The organism is Rhodococcoides kyotonense (assembly GCF_900188125.1).
GTDB classification, from domain to species: domain Bacteria; phylum Actinomycetota; class Actinomycetes; order Mycobacteriales; family Mycobacteriaceae; genus Rhodococcoides; species Rhodococcoides kyotonense.
The window spans coordinates 139,455-156,650 of sequence record NZ_FZOW01000008.1 but is presented as its reverse complement, the minus strand read 5'-3'; the positions used below and the strand labels follow the sequence as shown (position 1 = coordinate 156,650).

At 65.1% G+C, this 17,196-nt stretch carries 12 protein-coding genes; 5 read left to right on the top strand and 7 right to left on the bottom strand.

Annotation, left to right across the window (positions count from 1 at the left end):
• The first annotated feature begins 3 nt into the window (after nt 1-3).
• Complete coding sequence (locus CHB96_RS15115; RefSeq protein ID WP_089247590.1) at nt 4-1,842, top strand: DUF2339 domain-containing protein; 1,839 nt, start codon at nt 4-6, stop codon at nt 1,840-1,842.
• Between the two features lie 93 nt (nt 1,843-1,935).
• Here CHB96_RS15115 and CHB96_RS15110 read toward each other — a convergent pair whose 3' ends face one another.
• From CHB96_RS15110 to trmB, 4 genes are all read right to left on the bottom strand, one after another.
• On the bottom strand, nt 1,936-4,080 hold the full coding sequence (locus CHB96_RS15110) for an MMPL family transporter (RefSeq protein WP_089247588.1): 2,145 nt from the start codon (nt 4,078-4,080) through the stop codon (nt 1,936-1,938).
• Nucleotides 4,081-4,181: 101 nt separating this feature from the next.
• Nucleotides 4,182-7,286 carry an MMPL family transporter gene (locus CHB96_RS15105; RefSeq protein ID WP_089247586.1) on the bottom strand — a complete coding sequence of 1,035 codons (3,105 nt, stop codon included), beginning with the start codon at nt 7,284-7,286 and terminating at the stop codon, nt 4,182-4,184.
• Entirely contained in the window at nt 7,286-7,993 is a 708-nt protein-coding gene (locus tag CHB96_RS15100; RefSeq protein ID WP_089247585.1) for an NYN domain-containing protein, read from the bottom strand. Before CHB96_RS15100 ends, CHB96_RS15105 begins: the two co-directional genes overlap by 1 nt.
• The gene (trmB, locus tag CHB96_RS15095) at nt 7,990-8,745 is read right to left on the bottom strand and encodes a tRNA (guanosine(46)-N7)-methyltransferase TrmB (protein WP_089247583.1); all 756 of its coding nucleotides are present in this window, start codon (nt 8,743-8,745) and stop codon (nt 7,990-7,992) included. The genes CHB96_RS15100 and trmB overlap by 4 nt, the downstream gene beginning before the upstream one ends.
• A gap of 154 nt (nt 8,746-8,899) precedes the next feature.
• On the opposite strand from trmB, the gene CHB96_RS15090 reads away from it, so the two are divergent.
• The 4 genes from CHB96_RS15090 (at nt 8,900) to CHB96_RS15075 (ending at nt 13,861) form a co-directional block, all read left to right on the top strand.
• Nucleotides 8,900-9,916: a hypothetical protein gene (locus CHB96_RS15090; protein WP_089247581.1), complete on the top strand. Its 1,017-nt coding sequence runs from the start codon at nt 8,900-8,902 to the stop codon at nt 9,914-9,916.
• Nucleotides 9,913-11,394: a P-loop NTPase family protein gene (locus tag CHB96_RS15085; protein ID WP_089247579.1), complete on the top strand. Its 1,482-nt coding sequence runs from the start codon at nt 9,913-9,915 to the stop codon at nt 11,392-11,394. Before CHB96_RS15090 ends, CHB96_RS15085 begins: the two co-directional genes overlap by 4 nt.
• 25 nt (nt 11,395-11,419) lie before the next feature.
• Complete coding sequence (locus CHB96_RS15080) at nt 11,420-11,704, top strand: DUF6802 family protein (RefSeq protein ID WP_089247577.1); 285 nt, start codon at nt 11,420-11,422, stop codon at nt 11,702-11,704.
• Nucleotides 11,705-12,028: 324 nt separating this feature from the next.
• Nucleotides 12,029-13,861 (top strand): phosphoenolpyruvate carboxykinase (GTP), encoded by a 1,833-nt coding sequence (locus tag CHB96_RS15075; protein WP_089247575.1) that lies wholly within the window; start codon nt 12,029-12,031, stop codon nt 13,859-13,861.
• A gap of 76 nt (nt 13,862-13,937) precedes the next feature.
• Here CHB96_RS15075 and CHB96_RS15070 read toward each other — a convergent pair whose 3' ends face one another.
• The 3 genes from CHB96_RS15070 to CHB96_RS15060 form a co-directional block, all read right to left on the bottom strand.
• Nucleotides 13,938-15,386: an aldehyde dehydrogenase gene (locus tag CHB96_RS15070; protein WP_089247574.1), complete on the bottom strand. Its 1,449-nt coding sequence runs from the start codon at nt 15,384-15,386 to the stop codon at nt 13,938-13,940.
• Nucleotides 15,387-15,462: 76 nt separating this feature from the next.
• Nucleotides 15,463-16,362, bottom strand: a complete 900-nt coding sequence (locus tag CHB96_RS15065) for an ROK family protein (RefSeq protein ID WP_089247573.1) — start codon at nt 16,360-16,362, stop codon at nt 15,463-15,465.
• The gene (locus CHB96_RS15060; protein ID WP_089247572.1) at nt 16,359-17,159 is read right to left on the bottom strand and encodes a class I SAM-dependent methyltransferase; all 801 of its coding nucleotides are present in this window, start codon (nt 17,157-17,159) and stop codon (nt 16,359-16,361) included. The genes CHB96_RS15065 and CHB96_RS15060 overlap by 4 nt, the downstream gene beginning before the upstream one ends.
• Nucleotides 17,160-17,196: the final 37 nt, after the last annotated feature.

The following is a 17,196-nucleotide window of genomic DNA, read 5'->3' as shown; positions in this document are numbered from 1 at the left end:
GGTATGACAACTCCGCGTGGTAACGGTGTGGATCCGCAGTTGGTGGCCAGGTTGTCCGGCCAGTTCCTCACTCTGGGCGAGCATCTACGGCAGGTCTCCGGGGATCTGAACGCATTGCATACTCAGCTCGTCGTACAGCCTGCTCAGCAGGTGCCTGCCCGGCCGCAGCCGATGCCTCAGCCGGTGCCCCAGGCCCGGCCGACGCCCCAGCCCCAGCCCGTGCCTCAGCCCCAGTTCCAGCCGCGCCCGTCGCCGTCGGTTGCCGCTTACACGTCGCGACCCACGCCGTCCCCGAAAGAGCCCTGGTGGCAACGTGACGGCGTCATCAGCCGCCTGCTCGCCGTCGCAGGCGCGGGGGTCACGCTGATCGGTGTCGTGATGCTTCTCGTGCTCGCAGCTCAGGCCGGGTGGTTCGGGCCAGAGCTGCGAGTCGGCGCCGGGGCGGTGCTGTCGGTGGGGTTGATCGCCGTCGGAGCGAGGGTATTCGGCCGGCCAGGCGGGCGAGTCGGTGGAATTGCCGTCGCCGCAACCGGTATCGCGGGTCTGTACCTGGATGTCGTTGCCGTGACGTCGATCTACGGCTGGCTGCATCCGGTGCTCGGATTGAGTGTCGCATTCGGAATCGCCGCGGCGGGAGTCGCGTTGGCGGTGTCGTGGCGATCGCAGCCGATGGCAGCATTGATTCTCGTCGGCGTGACGGTGTGTGCCCCGGTCGTCACCGACGGACTTTCGTTGCCGCTCATCGCATTCTTCACGGTGATGCTCCTTGCCGGCTTCCCTGCACAGCTCGGACGGGACTGGCCGATCCTGAATCTCGTGCGGACGGTTCCCGTCGTCGTGGTGCTCCTGATCGGTATCGCACGTGGGGTGACGTGGTCCCTGTCGTGGGAGAACGCGGTGCAGTTGCTCGTCGCCGCTGCGATCGTCTTCGCGTTCGGTCTCGGTAGTTCGGTGGAGTTGTTGCGGCGCAATGTCGCCGACGCGATGGCGTCGGCGATGATCGGTGTCGTCGCGGTGCCGATGCTCGCGGTCGGAGCGCTGTTCGCGCCGTGGACCCACACTCTGGTCGAGGCTGTGGTCGCTCTGATGTGCGTCGTGACGATTGCTCTTGCGCACTGGTTGCCGACCCTGACCAGGCTGGTTCTGGGTACCGTTGGGGCGATAGCACTGTTGCAGGCAGTGCTGGTCCCGACGTCGGCCGACCTGCGACCCGCCGCACTCCTCGTGGTCGCCGCAGGCATGATCGCCGCAGCGTGGCAGATGTCGTCGAAAGCGACGTACTGGTTCGGTGCCGCGTTCGCAGCGCTCGGTGCGCTCGGCTTCCTGGTCGTCGCACCGCCGGATGCGTTGATGGACTCCGACTACGCGGCCGGGGACATCGGTGTCGTCATTGCAGGAGTTCTGTTGACTGCCGCCATGATCGGACTCGTTCTCGTCGCTCGCCATCTGTCGATCGCGAACAACAACCTCGAAGCCTGCTGGGTGCTCGCCGGCATCGTGTCGCTGTATGCGATGACGTCGGCAACCGTCTCGCTCGGAGTCGCGGCGCTCGGAGTCGCGGCGCTCGGTGGCTCCGAGGGATTCGTCGCCGGGCATTGTGCGGCGACGATCGAGTGGATGGCCATCGCCATGGCACTGCTCGCACTCGGTCTTCGAAGCGAGAAGTACGCGCACACTGCACTGTTGGCCGGTCTGTCGCTGACGGCGGCGGCGGTGGCCAAGCTCTTCCTGTTCGATCTGGTCGCGCTCGACGGGCTGTTCCGCGTGAGTGCGTTCATCGTCGTCGGACTGCTCCTGCTGTTCGCCGGGACTCGGTACGCCAAGGTATTCGCGGAACGATGACCCGCCCGTCGTGAGTGAAAATGCGCAGCGTCCTTTGGTCGCTCCGCAGGCTCCGCTCCTGCCCTCTATACATTTTCACTCACGACTCGGGGTCTACAGGAACGTCTCGCCCAGCCCCAGCTTCCGCTGGATCCGCTTCATCCACTGCGGTGCCCACCAGCAGTCGTCACCGAGCAGTTTCATCGTCGCGGGCACGAGGAACATGCGGATCACCGTCGCATCGATGATCAGTGCCGCGATCATGCCGTAGGCGATGTATTTCATCATCACCAGATCCGAGAACGCGAACGAACCGGTGACGACGATGAGAATCAACGCCGCGGCGGTGATGATCCGGCCGGAATGCGCGGTGCCGATACGAATCGAATCGGTTGTACTGGCGCCCTTTTCGTGAGCCTCGACCATGCGAGAGAGCAGGAAGACCTCGTAATCGGTCGACAGGCCGAACACGATCGCGGCGATCAACAACAGAATCATCGCCATGATCGGACCCGGAGTGAAGTTCATGAAACTCGTGCCATGGCCGTCGATGAAGATCCACGTCAGGATGCCCATCGTCGCGCCGAGGCCAAGGGTCGTCATGAGCACCGCCTTGATCGGCAACACCAACGATCCGAACGTCAGGAACATCAGCAGCGTCACTATGCATACGACGAGAATTGCGGTCAACGGAAGCATGTCCACGAGCGCGGTGATCGAATCGCGTTCGATGGCAGGCGTTCCCGTTATCTGGACGGTGGCGCCGTCGGGGATGTCCATGCTGCGGAGGTGATCGATGGCAGGCTGGGAATCGTTGCGATCGACCAGGCCCGCCTTGAAGACGATGATGCCGTCCTTGCTGGCGCCCGTCGCCGAGAACTTCTCCACCAGGCCCGGTGCCTCGTTGGCCTGCTTCGTGATCGCCGCGAGGTCACTGCCCTGCGCGTTCTGGATGACGAGCTTCAGCGGCTCGGTGCGTTGTCCGGGGAACAGCTCGTCGAACTGTTCCTGTGCGACGCGAGTCGGATTGTCGGGTGGCAGGTAGGTCTCGTTGATTCCGCCGAACTCGATGCGACCGACCGGCAACGTCAGAACGACGAGCCCGAGCGTGATCGCGACCGCGACCTTGACGGGCCGACGCATGACCCAGCGAGTCAGCTTGCCCCACATACCGTTTTCGATCTCGTCCGACGACTTGGTCTTGCGCATGAACTTGAAACCGAGTGCGTCGACGCGTCGGCCGAGGATCGCCAGAATGGCCGGCAGCACCGTCACGGCCGTCAGCGCAGCCAAGGCGACCGTCGTGATGGACCCGTACGCAACGGACTTCAAGAAGCCGTGCGGAAACAGGAGCAGTCCGCCGAGACATGCGACGATCATCGTCGCCGAGAACACGACGGTGCGGCCCGCCGTCATGACGGTGCGCCGAACGGCCTCCTTGGTCTCGCGTCCGTCGCCCAGTTCTTCGCGAAACCGAGAGACGATGAACAGGCCGTAGTCGATCGCGAGGCCGAGCCCGACCATCGACACGACCGGCTGAACGAACGTGTTGACCTCGGTGAAATTGGTGAAGAAGCGCACCATGCCGTTGGCGGCGACGACGGTCAGACCGCCCACGATCAGCGGCAACGCGGCCGCCACGACGCCGCCGAACACGAAGAACAGCAGCACCGCCACGGCGGGGATCGCGAGTACTTCCATACGGTGGATGTCCTCGGACATCGTGGACTGCAACGCCCCCGCCACAGCTTGTAGGCCTGCCACCTGCACGTCGACGCCGTCGATGTCGAACGCGTGCTCGACGGCTTGGAAGTTGTCGGTCCGCTCGGTGTCGTCGGCACCGGCGATCGCGATGCTCGCGATCCCGATCTTCTTGTCCTCCGTCGCGAGGGCGGCGGCACGGACGGTGTCCGGCACCGGGAAGTAGGTGCCGTTGATCTTGTCGATCTGCCCGGAGTGGTCGGTGACCAGCGAGCTCAAACTGTCGACGACCGTCGCCGAGAATTCCGGATCGTCGACGGTCTTGCCCTCGGGCGCGGTGTACAGGACGAGCACGTCGCCCTGGGTGTCACGTCCGAACGTCCGGTCCGCGAGTGCGGCGGCCTGTACGGCTTCGGATCCGGGATCGTCGAATCCGCTTTGGCTGAGATGATTTTCGACGCCTATCCCGTACCCGGCCAACGCCAGCAGCCCCGCGATCATCACTCCGATGACCGTGAACCGCAGGCGGTGAACCAGGATCCCCCATGTCGCGAACATTCATCTCCCCCGTGTCGATGGTTGAAAACGCAGTGCAGTCGGGACGCACGAGAACGGCCACTCCGATGATTCGGAGTGGCCGCCTGATCGTCTTGGTGTGTTTACTTCCGCCGCTCCCTCGCGAGCAATTCGCTGACGCTCAACGCCTGTTGGCCGCCGCGATGGCGTCCGCTGTCGGCGTCGGATTCCGGCGTCTCGGGGTTCTCCGAAGAACGGCGTCCGGCGCGCGACGACGGGGCAGGGGAGTCCTCGCTACGACGCGTCGGCGTGGCTGCAGGAGCGTCGGGCTCCGGCGGCTGTGCCCGCCGTGACGGTGCGTTGCGCGTCGAGGCGTCGTACCGCGGTCGCGGGTCTGCAGGCGGACGTTGTGGGGACTCCGGCGCCGAGGCAGAACCCTGTGAGTACCCACGGATCCCGCCGGTACTGCGCGACGGAGTGTCGGCGCCGTTCGTCGCCGTGCCGTTGGTTCCGTTGTAGGTGCCGTTGGTGCCGCTCGAGCCGTTGACACCGTTGTAGGCGCCGTTCGTGGTACCCGAATTGCCGTATCCGTTGCGGGTGGTGCCACCCCGCCCGGTGGAACTGCCTGCACCGACCTGGTCTTCGTCGGAACGGGTGTTCTTCGGCGTCTCGGGTGTGCTCGACTTCTGGCTCGGCGCGCGCAGGTCCGCGAGCCAACTCTCGATCGAGCGCGGATCGGGTGTCGACGCGCGCGCCGGTTCGCTCGCGCGGTTCGGCTGCACGGTCTCGCGAGTCGTCGGCTGCGGCTTGCGCGCGGGCTGACAGTCGTCGGGAACCTGCGGAGCGGCGACGGTCCGCGGCTGTACGGGAGGAGCGGGAGGGGTCGACGCCTCGGCCGGTGCCGTGTGCGGCTTGCCCGTTGCCGATCGACGTTCTTCTTCCTTCGCGGCGTGTGTGGCGCGGATAGGGCCGGACCCGGTGGGCGCGACGACGGGGATCGGTTCGGTTAACGGTTCGTTGGCCCGAGCGACCGGTCGGGCAGCCGGGCGGATCGAACCGCCGACGGGAGCGAGCACCGGGACGTCTTGCGGCAGCAGCTCGTCTTCCAGGATCGTCTCGCCGAGTCCGAGCTTCTGCTGGATGCGCTTCATCCACTGCGGAGCCCACCAGCAGTCGTCGCCGAGCAGTTTCATCGTCGCCGGGACGAGGAACATGCGGATGAGCGTCGCGTCGATGATCAACGCGGCGATCATGCCGTAGGCGATGTACTTCATCATCACCAGATCCGAGAACGCGAAGGCGCCGGTGACGACGATGAGAATCAACGCGGCCGCGGTGATGATCCGGCCGGTGTGGGACGTACCGACGCGAATGGCCTCGCTCGTCGAGGCGCCTCGTTCTCGCGCTTCGACCATGCGAGAGAGCAGGAACACCTCGTAGTCGGTCGAGAGCCCGAACACGATCGCGATGATCAACACCAGGACCGGTGCCATGATCGGCCCTGGTGTGAAGTTCATGAAACTGGCGCCGTTGCCGTCGATGAAGATCCAGGTCAGGATGCCCATCGTGGCGCCAAGGCCGAGGGTCGTCATGAGCACCGCCTTGATCGGCAACACCAACGATCCGAACGTCAGGAACATCAGCAGCGTCACGACCAGAACGACGAGTATCGCCATCAACGGCAGGTTGGCGACGAGCGCAGAGATCGAATCTTGCTCGATGACGGGTGTGCCGGTGATCTGCACCGTCGCCCCGTCGGGAACGTCGATGGCACGGAGGTGATCGATTGCGGGTTTGGAGTCGTTGCGATCGACCAGGCCGGCCTTGAAGACGATGATGCCGTCCTTGCTGGCGCCGGTCGGCGAGAACTTCTCGATCAGGCCCGGTGCTTCGTTCAACTGGCGGGTGATCGTGGCCAGGTTGGCGCCCTGCGCGTTCTGGATGACGGCCTTGATCGGCTCGGTGCGCTGGCCGGGGAACAGCTCGTCGAACTCGTTCTGCGCCTGGCGGGTGACGTTGTCGGGCGGCAGGTATGTCTCGTTGATGCCACCGAACTTGATGTTGCCCACGGGCAGCGTCAGCAGTACGAGGCCGAGCACGATCGGGACGGTGACCTTGAGTGGGTTGCGCATGACCCACCGGGTCAGCTTGCCCCACATGCCGTTCTCGATTTCCTCGGACGACTTGGTCTTGCGCATGAACTTGAAGCCGAGCGCGTCGACGCGGGTGCCGAGGATCGACAGGATCGCGGGCAGGATGGTGACCGCCGTCAAGGCGGCAAGGGCGACCGTCGCAATGGACCCGTATGCCACGGATTTGAGGAAGCCCTGCGGGAACAGGAGCAGTCCGCCGAGGCTGGCCACGATCATCGTCGCCGAGAAGACGACGGTCCTGCCTGCGGTCATGACCGATCGTCGTACCGCCTGCTGCACGGAATAACCGTCGCCGAGTTCCTCGCGGAAACGAGAGACGATGAACAGGCCGTAGTCGATGGCGAGACCGAGCCCGACCAGGGACACGACGGGCGCGACGAAGCTGTTGACCTCGGTGAAGTGGGTGAAGACCTTGACGATGCCGTTGGCGCCGACGACGGTCAGGCCGCCTACGATCAGCGGAAGTGCCGCGGCCACGACGCCACCGAAGATGAAGAACAGCAGCACGGCGACGGCCGGGATGGCCAGCAGTTCCATGCGGTGGATGTCGCCTGCCATCGTGGACTGCAGTGCGCCTGCGACGGCTTGCAGGCCCGTGACCTGGACGTCGACGCCGTCGATGTAGAAGGCGTCCTTGACCTGCTGGAAGTTGTTGGTCAGCTCGGTGTCGTTGTCACCGAGCATCGCGATGCTGGCGATCGCGTGGGTCTTGTCGGCGGTGGCGAGGGCCGCGACGCTGACGACGCCGTCGGCCTTGAAGTACGTTCCGTTGATCTTCTCTATCTGGTCCGGATGTTCGGCGACCAGCGAGTTCAGGCTGTCCGTGACTTTCGCGTCGAACTCCGGGTCGTCGACGGTCTTGCCCTCGGGAGCGGTGTACAGAACGATCACGTCGCCCTGTTTGTCACGCCCGAACGTGTCGTCGGCGAGCTTGGACGCCTGCACCGACTCCGAACCCGGGTCGTCCCAGCCGCTCTGGCTCAGATGGTCGTTCAGATCGAGCCCGTACGCCGCGAAACCCAGAAGGCCGGCCACCATGACCCCGATGACCGTGAACCGCAAGCGGTAGACGAGATCTCCCCATCTGGCGAACACTAAGAAACTCCTTGACGCCCGACGAGCAGGGCGGACAGTGGACGGAACGGCTGCAACCATGCGCCCTCGTCCGGCAGCGAGTCGAGGCTGACCCGGGGAAGCGGCTCACGGAAGACTCCGGGAATGTCCTCCAGATCGAGGAACTCCAGGGTCTCGGAGGTAACCGCCCAGCTGGCGTGCTCGCGGAAGCCGAGCACATAGGCGGGAACACCCGTTGCGGCGATGCTCTCCAACGGCTCGCGAAATGCTTGGCCGTCGGCGGACGCCACCATGACACCGGCAAGCCCGTTGCCGCGACTGCGAAGCTCGATGTGGGCGAGCATGTCGGCGTCGACGTCGCTGTCCTCGTCGACCTTCGGCTTGGCGAACACCGCGAATCCCACGTTACGCAACGCTTCGACCCACGGGCGAACGACGTCGGCGCTGCCGGGCGCGATGTTGGTGAACACCGTGGCCTCGGGTTCGAGTGTCGCCGTGCCGGTTGCGGAGAGCTCGGCGGTGCGCTGCAACAGCCATCGGCCCAGCGCATCGAAGCGGGGACGGTACGCGGCCGTCGGGCGTCCGCCGAGGATGGCGCCGAGGCCCATGTCGAGATTGGGAGCATCCCAGACGAGCAACACGCGCTTGGTGTGTCGAGAATCACCCGTGTCGAGCACGGATGTCGGGTCGAGCGCGGCGTCCGTCACGTCGGTACTGGCGTTCGTCATCTGCTCTTCCCCCATATGAACTCGGTCACCGAACTGCCTGCAAGCTGGGCTTTGCCTTCGAACTTGGTGACCGGACGCTCGTGTGTCATCGGTGATTCCCAGTCGAGAACGGACAAGGCAGGCTCGGCGTTCCCGACTTCGGCGATCCATTCTGCATAGTCGGCGTGATCCGTCGCGACATGCAGAACGCCGCCGGGCTTCAGGCGATCGGCGATCATCGCGAACGTCGGGCCCTGCAGAAGCCTGCGCTTGTGGTGACGCGCCTTGGGCCACGGATCGGGGAAGAAGACGCGTACACCCGTCAGCGACTCGGACGTCAGCATGTTCTCCAGTACGTCCATCGCGTCGCCGCGCAGGAGTCGGATGTTGTCGATCTCGTCGCGCTCGATCTGCTGCAGTGTCTGAGCCAGGCCGGGCCGGTAGACCTCGACGGCCATCAGGTTGACGTGAGGCTCGGCCTTCGCCATCGCCGTCGTGGCCGTCCCGGTGCCCGAGCCGATCTCGAGAATCGCCGGACCGGTCCTGCCGAACCACGCGTCGATGTCGATCTTCTCGTCGCCGACGTCTCGGCCGATCCTCGGCCACAGGGTGTCCCACGTGGCCTGCTGCGCAGCGGTCAGAGCACCACGCCGCGACCTGAAACTGGTCACGCGGGGGTAGAGCCGAGACCCTCTGGCGGCGGTCTGCTCGTCCTCCGGTCGAAGGTTGTGGGTGGTGCTCCGTGGGTCGTTCACGCGTCCATTGTCGCCCATCGGGAGAGTGTGTGACAGGTGGGTCTCGAGTTGTAGTTGAGACTTCTGATAACAGTGCAGGCCAGCGGCTCGCGACACGGAGAATCTGTCGGAACGGTGTGTCAGAATTGCCCGCGAAATCTTCGGTGGGACGGATTTGTTGCGGGGGGTCGCGATGAACGGTGTGGATCGAGGGCGGCTGCGTCGGCTGGCGTCGGAAACGGGAATGCGCGACGCGGACCTGGGGCGCGAGATCGGCATAGCCCTCGACAGATGTTTCGCACGCATTCGCGTGCAGATTTCCGGACGGGTCGGCGTCGGCAAATCGTCGGTGCGTGCGGTTCTGGAGGCTCGGGGTTCCTTCGACGAGGTCGACGTCACCGAGGCCGCGGCCATCGACGTACCTCGTTCTCCTGATCCGATTCTCGACGGTGACGTCGTCGTCCACGTACTCGCTTCGGGCGCGCAGGCTGCCGACGTCGAGGTGTTGAGGTCGGTGCCGACGGCCGTCGCGGTGCTGGCCAAGGCGGACACCGTCGCCGATGTTCCCGGCACCATCGCCCGCCTGACCGCCACCGTCGGAATCGCGGTCCTGCCGCTCATGGGGACCATCGCGCGGAGCGTGTCGGAGGGTGAGCCGTCGTCGTTCGCGGACCTGCGTGTCGCAGCGACCTCGCTGACCGAGGACATGCTGTTGACCCCGGAGCGCTTCGAACTCGCCGCCTCGGATGCGGTCGTCCGTCGACAGCGCCGAGACCTCGTCGAGCGAATAGAACTGGCAGGTGTCCGTACCCTCGTCGCCGCGCTGAGCGCGGATCCCACCGTCGACGACGCGTCGCTTCGGCGCATGTTGGCCGATGTCAGTGGCGTCGAGCATGTCGTGGACGCCGTCGGTCGCAGAGTCGGAGACATCCGCGTCGACCGGGAGGGGCGGTTGCTGCACCGGCTCACCGAGCTGTGCGTGCAGTACCCGTCGTCGAGCGAGGCCGTCGAAGAGTATCTGTCGACCGACGACGCCGTGCTCACGATCATGCGGTCGGCACTCCGCGCGTTGAACGAGGTCCAGGACCCTGGGCCGCCATTGGATGCTGCCGTCGAGTGGCATCGGCGTGCGGAAGCATTCCGCGATCCGGACCACCGCCGTGCCGCTGGTGCGATCTCGCGGGGCTACCTGAGGTTGCGTGCGTCGTGATCGACGTTCCGGGCGACATGAGCAGCGTGGTCCGGCGCTGGTACCCGGAAGGACTCGACATCGTCGCCGACGCTCGGCGAGTGGTGCCCTCTGGGGTCTACGTCACCGGAACCAGCGGCTCGGGCGTCACCGCCGTCGAACGCGAAGTGGGTTGTCGCAGCGCAGTGAGCGAGGACGTGGCATCGGCAGCCGTCGTCGTGTTCGTCGTCGACGCAGCGGCGCCCATCGGACGTCGCGGGCTCGCGGAACTGATGCCGGCACTCGACTCGACCACCGTTGCGGTCGTCGTCAACAAGATCGACGCGCATCGCGAGTGGCGTGACGTGACGCGCTCCATCGCCGCGTCCATCTCGGAGTACGCGCCGCGTGCCGTCGACGTGTCCGTGTGGCCGGTGTCGGCTGCGCTCGCCGAACGAGCGCGCAACGCCGCTGTGCCTCAGGCCCGCGCTGCGCTGTACGAGGAGTCGGGGTTCGCCGCGCTCGACGCCTACCTCGCAGGCGCGTTGGCGGAACCTGCCGGGCTGCTGCGCGCCCGCAAGTACGACGCAGCCGTTCATTCGGCTGCGTCCGGTGCCCGGCGGGCGATCGTCGAGCGCGCACGAGAGATCACCGGAACCGGCTCGACGGTGGGTCTGCGCGCCGAACGCGCCACGTTGGTCGAGCGACGAGATCGCGAACGACACGACCGGACGACGGCGCTGCGCACGAGGCTGCAACTTCTGAGGGCCGAGGTCAATCACGACATCGGCGAGGAGTCACGCGCGTTCGTCACCGCGTCGCGCGAGTCCGTCTCGTCGGCGTCGCGATCGGAACTTCGCCACCTTCCGACACATCTGACCGAGCAGCTGAACGAGGCGGGGAGGCGTGTGGACACACACGTCACCGGCAAGATTCAGTCCATCGCCGACGACCTCGACATGTCCGCTGAATTGCCAACGGAAGCAACAGTATTCGTCGTCGAACCACCTAAACCGCGACGCCGTACCGTCGAGGACAAGATCGTGATCGTCGTCGGTGCATCCGCCGGGGTCGGTCTGGGCCGAATCCTGGTGTCGCCGCTGTCGATGCTGCCCGCGCTCGAGGTCGCCGTCGTTCCGGCGTCGTTGATTCTCGGTGCCCTCACGGCGTGGTGGCTGGTGCGATCGCGTGCGGCGACGGCAGACCGGACGCACCTGCGAACCTGGGCGGCCGACGCGGCGGCGTCGGCGAAGTCGGCGTGGGAGCAGGCAGCTCTGGCTCGGATGCTGGCGGCGGAGTCCGTGTTCGTGCCCGCATCGAACCAGTCGATCGGAACGGCGACGCTGGCGACCGAATCGGAACTGGAACGAGTGGAAACGGATCTGCGGGCCGCTGCCGATCGACGTGCCGCGGTTCTCTCGGCGTGTGACCGCGACTTGGCAGTGCTCGACCGAGGCGTCGAGAAGTTCGATGCCAAGTCGATGGAACCGGCACTGGCTCCGTCGCGTCCTAAGGATTAAGGACACGGAGGGGAGCGCTCGAGTGATGGATATCGACGACGCACTGCTGCTCGACCAGGAACCGCACGAGGATGCCGACCGCTTCGCCCCGGGAATCGAGATGTTCGACGTGGACGGCAACGGCGTCGACGAGACCCGTGTTGTTCACACGGATGCAGGCGTGACGGTTGCTACGGACAGAAACGAGGACGGTGTGATGGATACGTTCACCAGTGTCGCTCGTGACGGCCATTACGAAACTTGGGAAGTTTTTCGCGTCGCTGACGGTACATCGAGATGGGATCGGATCGATTCCGGGGAATTGTTCTGATGAAAAGAACTGATTGTATTTAATGTCCTTACATGGAATACCTGCAGCGTGAAGCCTCTGAACTATTACTTTCCGGTAGCTGAATCGTTCTTGTGACCAATCGGACAACACGTTGATTCCGGAATGGAGACATCCGGCGTTAACCTGGGACCAGGACACCCGGCGCCCGTGTCTTCGGTTTGACGTGGCCAGTATGATGCTGTATACGCAGATCGAGTGATAGGGCAGCTCCCCACCGAGGGGAAAATCAGATCTGCTCCGCCTCTGCCAATGCCCAGCAGTGGATGTAGTGGAACTGATTCCGGCTCACCCCAGGAGAGTTAGATGACCTCAGCGACCATTCCCGGTTTGAACGGCACTGACGCCGCACCTCCCACCCAGCACAAGGAACTTCTTGCGTGGGTTCAGCAGGTTGCAGAACTCACCGAGCCGGATCGCGTGGTCTTTGCTGACGGTTCCGACGAGGAGTGGGAGCGCCTCACCACGCAGTTGGTCGACGCAGGCACCTTCACTCGCCTCAACGACGAGAAGAAGCCCAACTCGTTCCTCGGCAACTCGGATCCGTCGGACGTGGCTCGCGTGGAGTCGCGGACCTACATCTGTTCCAAGCGCGAGATCGACGCAGGCCCTACCAACAACTGGATGGATCCGTCGGAGATGCGCGGTCTCATGACCGACCTCTACCGCGGCAGCATGCGTGGACGCACCATGTACGTCGTCCCGTTCTGCATGGGCCCGCTCGGCGCCGACGACCCCAAGCTCGGTGTCGAGATCACCGACTCGGAGTACGTCGTCGTCTCGATGCGCGTCATGACTCGCATGGGATCGGCCGTGCTCGAGAAGCTCGGCACCGACGGATTCTTCGTGAAGGCTCTGCACTCGCTCGGCGCTCCGCTCGCCGAGGGCCAGGACGATGTGGCGTGGCCGTGCAACGACACCAAGTACATCACTCACTTCCCCGAGGATCGCGAGATCTGGAGCTTCGGTTCCGGCTACGGCGGCAACGCACTGCTCGGCAAGAAGTGCTACTCGCTGCGTATCGCGTCGGCGATGGCCCACGACGAGGGCTGGCTCGCCGAGCACATGCTGATCCTCAAGCTGATCTCGCCCGAGGACAAGGCTTACTACATCGCCGCGGCGTTCCCGTCGGCGTGCGGTAAGACCAACCTCGCGATGATCCAGCCGACCATCCCCGGCTGGCGCGCCGAGACCATCGGCGACGACATCGCATGGATGCGCTTCGGCGAGGACGGCCGTCTGTACGCCGTCAACCCTGAGTTCGGATTCTTCGGCGTCGCACCGGGCACCAACTGGGATTCCAACCCCAACGCGATGAAGACCATCGATCAGGGCAATTCGGTGTTCACCAACGTCGCACTGACCGACGATGGCGACGTGTGGTGGGAGGGCCTCGAAGGCGATCCTCAGCACCTGATCGACTGGAAGGGCAACGAGTGGACGCCTGAATCGGATTCGCTTGCCGCGCACCCGAACTCGCGTTACTGCGTGCCGATGGCTCAGTGCCCGTCGATGGCGACGGAGTGGGACGACCCGCAGGGTGTGCCGATCTCGGCGATCCTGTTCGGTGGACGTCGTAAGACGACCGTTCCTCTCGTCACCGAGGCTCGTGACTGGCAGCACGGCGTGTTCATGGGAGCCACCGTCGGCTCGGAGCAGACCGCAGCGGCCGAGGGCAAGGTCGGCACCATTCGCCGCGACCCGATGGCCATGCTTCCGTTCCTCGGCTACAACGTCGGCGACTACTTCCAGCACTGGATCGACCTCGGCAAGAACGCCGACGACTCCAAGCTTCCGAAGGTCTTCTACGTCAACTGGTTCCGCCGTGGCGACGACAAGCGCTTCCTGTGGCCCGGATTCGGTGAGAACTCTCGCGTCCTGAAGTGGATCGTCGAGCGGATCGAGCACAAGGCCGCAGGCGTCGAGACGCCGATCGGTGTCGTCCCGACGGCAGAGGCGCTCGACATCTCCGGACTCGACACCACGGTCGACGACGTCGCCGAGGCACTTGCGGTGAACGTCGACGAGTGGAAGGCCGAGATCCCGCTGATCGAGGAGTGGTTCGACTTCGTCGGCGAGAAGTTGCCCACCGGCATCAAGGACGAGTTCGACGCGTTGAAGCAGCGTTTGGGCGCCTAGTTTTCCGTTGATCGGGCGAAATCGACTCCCCTATTCGGAATCCGAACCCTCTGGATTCCCAATAGGGGAGTTTTTGTCAGCCCTGAAAGCCCGGCGGCATCAGCACCGACTTGAGTTCGCAGAAGGCGTCGAGACCCTCGGGGCCGTTCTCGCGTCCGATCCCCGAGTTCTTGTAGCCGCCGAACGGTGAACTGGGGTCGAAGGCGTACCAGTTGATCGCGTACGTTCCGGTGCGGATCCGTGCGGCGATGTCGAGGCCGTGATCGACATCCGCGGTCCACACCGATCCCGCGAGTCCGTAGTCCGAATCGTTCGCGATCTTGACGGCCTCGTCCTCGGAGTCGTACGGAATCACCGACAGGACCGGCCCGAAGATCTCCTCGCGCGCGATGGTCATCGAATTGTCGACGTCGGCGAAGATGGTCGGTTCGACGAACCACCCTGTCTCGAGCCCTTGCGGACGGCCGCCTCCGAGAACGATTCTCGCGCCCTCGTCCTTGCCTGCGGCGATATAACCCTCGACGCGTGTGCGCTGCTTCTCCGAGATCAGCGGTCCGAGTTGTGTCGCAGGATCTTTCGGATCTCCCATGATCATCGCGCCGGCGCCGGCGACCATCGCGTCGACGATCTCGTCGTAGCGGGAACGCGGCGCGAGTATGCGGGTCTGCGCCGCGCACCCCTGCCCACTGTTCATCAGTCCGGACAGCAGCAGCATCGGCATCGACGACGCAACGTCCATGTCCTGCAACAGAATTGCTGCAGACTTCCCGCCGAGTTCGAGCGAACATCGCTTCAGTTGCTGGGCTGCGATGGTGCCGATGGTGCGGCCGACCGTCGTGCTGCCGGTGAACGTCACCTTGTCGACGCCGGGATGCGAGACGAGGTACTCGCCGGTGTACGGGCCACCGGGCAGCACCGACAAGACCCCGTCGGGAAGTCCCGCTTCGGCGAAGATGTCCGCGAGCAGATTCACGGCAAGCGGCGCCTCGGGAGCGGGTTTCAGCACGACCGAGCACCCGGACAGCAGGGCGGGCGCGAGTTTGTTGATGGCCAGGAACAGGGGCACGTTCCATGCGATGACGGCCGCGACGACGCCGACGGGTTCGCGCGTCACCTTCGTCTGACCGAAGATGCCGTGCCGGGTCTCCTCCCACGGAAAGGTCTCGGCGTGCGAGGCGTAGTAGTCGAGCACTGCCAGCGACGGGGTCTGCTGCAGCATCCCGACCATGACGCCGGGAGCGCCCATCTCGTCGGTGAGCGTCGAGGACAGTTCGGCGATGCGGGCCTCGATCAGCTTGTGAACATTCGATAGAACCTGTGCTCGTTCCGAGGGGGTCGTGCGCGCCCACGGACCGGATTCGAAGGCTCTACGCGCGGCACCGACGGCAGCGTCGATATCCGCTGGGGCAGCGACGGGAGTGCTCCCGACGCGCTCTTCTGTAGCGGGAGAAAAGACCTCCAGCCTCTCCTCGGTCGACGGTGCAGCCCAGTGGCCGCCGATGAACAGCTTCGCGAAGTCGGTCATGAAACGAGGCTAGAACACGTTACAGAAATTGGGAAGATGCGCGAAGCGCCCGTGCGTGCATAGTTGGTCCAGATTGTTACTTTCCGCGCACGGGCGACGAAGTCGCAAGCACCGCCGCACCCGTCAGAGTCCCGACGCCACCGAGCTGCGCGGGCACGATCTCCAAGCCGTCGAGGAACTTCAGGCGCGCGTGCAGCGCCGCGGACTCCTTGATCGGATCCCACAGCGGCGGGCCTGCCTGCGCGAAACCGCCGCCGATGACGACGAGATTCACGTCCACCAACGCGGCGGCCGACGCGATCGCCTGCCCCAATGCGACGCCCGCACGCTGCAGCGTCGTGATCGCGACGACGTCTCCGTCCTGTGCGGAGCGGGCCAGTTCGGCGCCCGTCGACCCTTCCCATCCCTGCTCCTGTGCCCATCGCACCGCGGATGGCCCACTCGACACCGTTTCCACGCAGCCGAGGCCGCCGCACGTGCAGGGCGTCGTCGAGCCGGGGACGACGATGTGCCCGATGTGGCCTGCATTGCCGCTGCGCCCGTGCACGATCTCGCCGCCGAGTACCAGGCCGCCGCCGATGCCCGTGGACACGACCAGGCTCAACACGTCGTCGACGCCCTGGGCTGCGCCGAACTTGTGCTCACCGAGCGCGGCACACCCGCCGTCCATGGCGACCGTCGTCGACGCGTCGGGAAAGTGCTTTCGAACGGCCTCGCCGAGGCCGAATCCGTCTTTCCATTCCGGGATGTTGATCGGTGCCACGGAACCGGAGATGGTGTTCACCGGGCCTGCACATGCGATGCCGACGCGTTCGATGTCGCTGCCGACGGCGACCGCGTCGAGCAGGTCGGAACATGCCTTCCAGACGTCGGTCTCGGGCGTCGGGACTTCCAGTGCTTCGCCGGGACGCCCATCGTCGCCGACCACCGCCGCGGTCATCTTCGTTCCCCCGATGTCCAATGCCAGCGCTGTCATCTTTCCAACGTAGCGTGTGCCTCCAGGACGACGACGAGATTGCTGGCGAGGAATTCGCGGACGACCGGAACGTGGATGATCCACCACGCCCAGCGGGGGTGGTATCGCGGAAAGGCGGCGAGCAGCGTTCCACTGGAAGTACTACGGGCCCAACGTAATCCGTCGGATGCGCCGATGTCGAACAGGGATTCACCGAACAGGTTCTTCGGCTGCCGACCATGCGTCCGACGGTATCGTTCGGCGGCGTAACGTCCGCCGAAGTAGTGCCACGGCCGAGTCTCGTGACCTCCGAACGGTGAGAACCACAGCGTGTACGACAGGACCATCAGGCCGCCGGGTTTGGTGACGCGCAGCATCTCCTCGGCCATCGTCCACGGCTCGCGTACGTGCTCGGCGACGTTGGAGGAAAAGCAGATGTCGACGCTGTTGTCGCGGAAGGGCAATGCCATGCCGGAGCCACGTACGCTCCCGTGCACGGCCAGGCCGGCGGCGTGCATCTCGGACGGGTCGGGTTCGACGGGGATGTAGCGCGCCTCGCTGTCCTGGAACACCTGGGCGAAGTAGCCGGGACCACCTCCGACGTCGACGACGATGCGGCTACGAAGCTCGTCACCTGTGAGGCCTCGATAGAGGTCACCGATCAGCTCGACGGAGTCGCGCGCGAGAGCGCCGTAGAAGATGTCCGGTGCGCTCTGCTCGTGTCCGAAGTCGTTCAGCAGGCTCACCGACCGCCGCAGAGTCGCCCGTTTCGCGAAGAGGCGGGTGACCTCCGACCGGCGCCTCCTGAAGTACGACACGAGCAGAAAGAGTATGTGAAGCCGACGCGTCGGGCTT